Source organism: Aeromicrobium sp. PFPM2_SD2 (assembly GCF_057364525.1).
On the sequence record NZ_JBNFNZ010000348.1, the window covers coordinates 1 to 2670 of the forward strand.

3 protein-coding genes are annotated in these 2670 nt (G+C 73.0%); 2 read left to right on the forward strand and 1 reads right to left on the reverse strand.

From position 1 onward, the window contains the following. The first annotated feature begins 109 nt into the window (after window positions 1-109). Both AC2W7G_RS13345 and AC2W7G_RS13350 read left to right on the forward strand, forming a co-directional pair. Window positions 110-628, forward strand: coding sequence for an enoyl-CoA hydratase-related protein (locus AC2W7G_RS13345; RefSeq protein WP_485868867.1), 519 nt, complete (start codon window positions 110-112; stop codon window positions 626-628). Window positions 629-661: 33 nt separating this feature from the next. Next, window positions 662-1900 (forward strand): uracil-xanthine permease family protein, encoded by a 1239-nt coding sequence (locus AC2W7G_RS13350; protein ID WP_485868868.1) that lies wholly within the window; start codon window positions 662-664, stop codon window positions 1898-1900. Here the strand turns inward: AC2W7G_RS13350 and AC2W7G_RS13355 are convergent. Continuing rightward, a partial coding sequence (locus AC2W7G_RS13355) for a LysR substrate-binding domain-containing protein (protein ID WP_485868869.1) occupies window positions 1875-2670 on the reverse strand: 796 nt, incomplete at its 5' end. The genes AC2W7G_RS13350 and AC2W7G_RS13355 overlap by 26 nt on opposite strands.

The following is a 2670-nucleotide window of genomic DNA, read 5'->3' on the forward strand; positions in this document are numbered from 1 at the left end:
GCCGACGACGACGCGCGCGCCCTGGTCGTCCGGGGGTGCCGGCACGGCGTTCTGAGGCGCCGGGGCCGACCTGGCCAGCCTGTTCGGCGACCGCACCCGCCCGACGTCCGTGCTGCGCGACCACCTCATGGGCGTCTACGACTCGTTCCTGCCGATCCGGCAGCTGGGCATCCCGACGATCGCGGCCGTCCAGGGCCCGGCGGTCGGCGCCGGGCTCAACATCGCGCTCGCCTGCGACGTCATCGTCGCCGGACCGCGAGCGGGGTTCGGCCCCACGTTCACCGAGATCGGCCTGCACCCCGGCGGTGGCTGCAGCTGGATGCTGACCGAGCGCATGGGCCGCGCTCGCGCGACCTACGCGCTGCTCAACGGCGACCTGGTCCGCGGCGAGGACGCCGTGCGGCTCGGCCTCGCCGAGGAGCTGGCCGACGACCCGGCCACCCGTGCGCACGAGCTCGCGACCCGCTGGGCCGGACGCGACCGCACCCTCACCGCGCACGTGAAGCGCTCGGTGCGCATCGCCGCCGAGGCCGACCTCGCCACGTCCCTGGACTTCGAGTCCTGGGCCCAGGCCGCCTCGCTGGCCAGCGACGAGTTCGAGGCGTTCGCCGCCCGCTTCACCGCCTGACGCCCTCCCCCGCCCCCACCCCGAGGAGACCCTGTGGTCTGGAAGCTGCACGGAGACGGCCGCGCCGTCGCCGAGGACGCGATCGTCCTGCCCCTGGAACGCCTGTCCTGGCCGCGCACGATCGGCTTCGGCGCCCAGCACGTCGTCGCCATGTTCGGCGCGACGTTCCTCGTCCCCATCCTCACCGGCCTGCCGCCGACCACGACGCTGTTCTTCTCCGGCATCGGCACGCTGTTCTTCCTGGCCATCACCGCCGGTCGCGTCCCCAGCTACCTCGGCTCGTCGTTCGCGTTCATCGCCCCGGTCAGCACGCTCGTCCAGGACGGCGACACCGGCGCGGCGCTGTTCGGCATCTTCGTCACCGGCGTGACGCTGGCGGTCGTCGGCGCGATCGTCCAGGCCACCGGCGTCCGCTGGCTCGAGCTGCTCATGCCGCCGGTCGTCACCGGCGCGATCGTCGCGCTCATCGGCCTCAACCTGGCCACCGCGGCGACGAGAAACTACCAGCAGGGGCCCTGGCTGGCCACGTTCACGCTCGCCGTGATCGTCCTGTCCGCGGTCGTGCTGCGCGGCTTCCCGGCCCGGCTGTCCATCCTCATCGGCATCGTCGCCGGCTACCTGGCCGCGATCGTCACCGACCAGGTCGACTTCGGCGGTGTGGGCGAGGCCGACTGGTTCGGCCTGCCCGACTTCCACACGATGGACGTCGAGTGGTCGGTGCTCCCGATGTTCCTGCCGATCGTCCTGGCGCTGGTCGCCGAGAACGTCGGCCACGTCCGCTCCGTCGCCCACCTGACCGAGCAGCCGGAGATCAACCGGATGACCGGCCGGACGCTGTTCGCCGACGGCTTCGCCTCCGCGGTCGCCGGCTCGTTCGGCGGCTCGGCCACCACGACGTACGGCGAGAACATCGGCGTCATGACCGCCACGCGCGTCTTCTCGTCGGCCGCGTACGTCGTGGCCGGCGTCGTGGCGGTGCTGCTCAGCCTGTCGCCCAAGCTCGGCGCGCTCCTCATCACCATCCCCGCGGGCGTCATCGGCGGCGTGACCGTCGCGCTCTACGGCCTCATCGGCCTCATCGGCATCCGCATCTGGATGGACAACAAGGTCGACTTCGCCGACCCGGTCAACCAGTACACGGCGCGCGCGCTCATCATCGGCATCGGCAACCTGACGCTCACGTCCGGCGACGTGACCGTCACCGGCATCGTCCTGGGCAGCGTCGCCGCCGTGGTGATCTACCACGTCATGACGCTGGTGCGCCGGCGCTGACCCGCGCCCCTCGCGCACGACCCCCGCGGGCCGTCGCCGCTCCTACACCGCGTGGTGGGAGTCGGCGACGGCCCCGTGCCTCGTCGCGCAGGGCCTGCACGACCAGGCGCACCGACGGCCGCTCGAACCGGTCCGGCCGCAGCAGCGCGCTGATGTCGCGCTTGGCGCGGATGCCCACGAGCGGCCGCGTGACCAGTCCGTTGCCGTGCTCGCGGGTGGTGAACCGGGGCAGGATCGCGATGCCGTGCCCGGCCGCGACCATCGCCTCGACCACCCCGTTGTCGGCGAACCGCTGGGCGACGCGCAGCGGCTCGCCCGTGACGGCGACGATCTGGCTGAGCACGCGGTCGTAGGGGTAGTCGCGCGGGACGCCGATCCAGGTCTCGTCGGCCACGTCCTTCGGCGACAGGCTCGGCCGGGACGCGAGCCGGTGGTCCTCGGGCAGGGCGACGTCGAGCGGCTCGCTCATGAGCGGGACGACCTGCAGCCCGCGCTGGTGCCACGACTCGGTGGCCACCGGGCTGTCGGCCACGACCACGTCGTGGTCGGAGGTGAACTCGGCGTAGTCGACCAGGTGCACGTCCAGGTCGCGGCACACGAGGGTGAGGTGCGGCGCCTCGGCCAGACGGGTCATCACGCCGGGCAGCAGCATCTCGGCGCCGGTCGGGAACGACAGCACGGTGACGTCACCGGCCGGCAGCTCGAGGTACTCCTGCCAGGACGCCTCGGCCCGCGCGGCGGCGACCGCCAGCTCGGGTCGCGATCGCGGC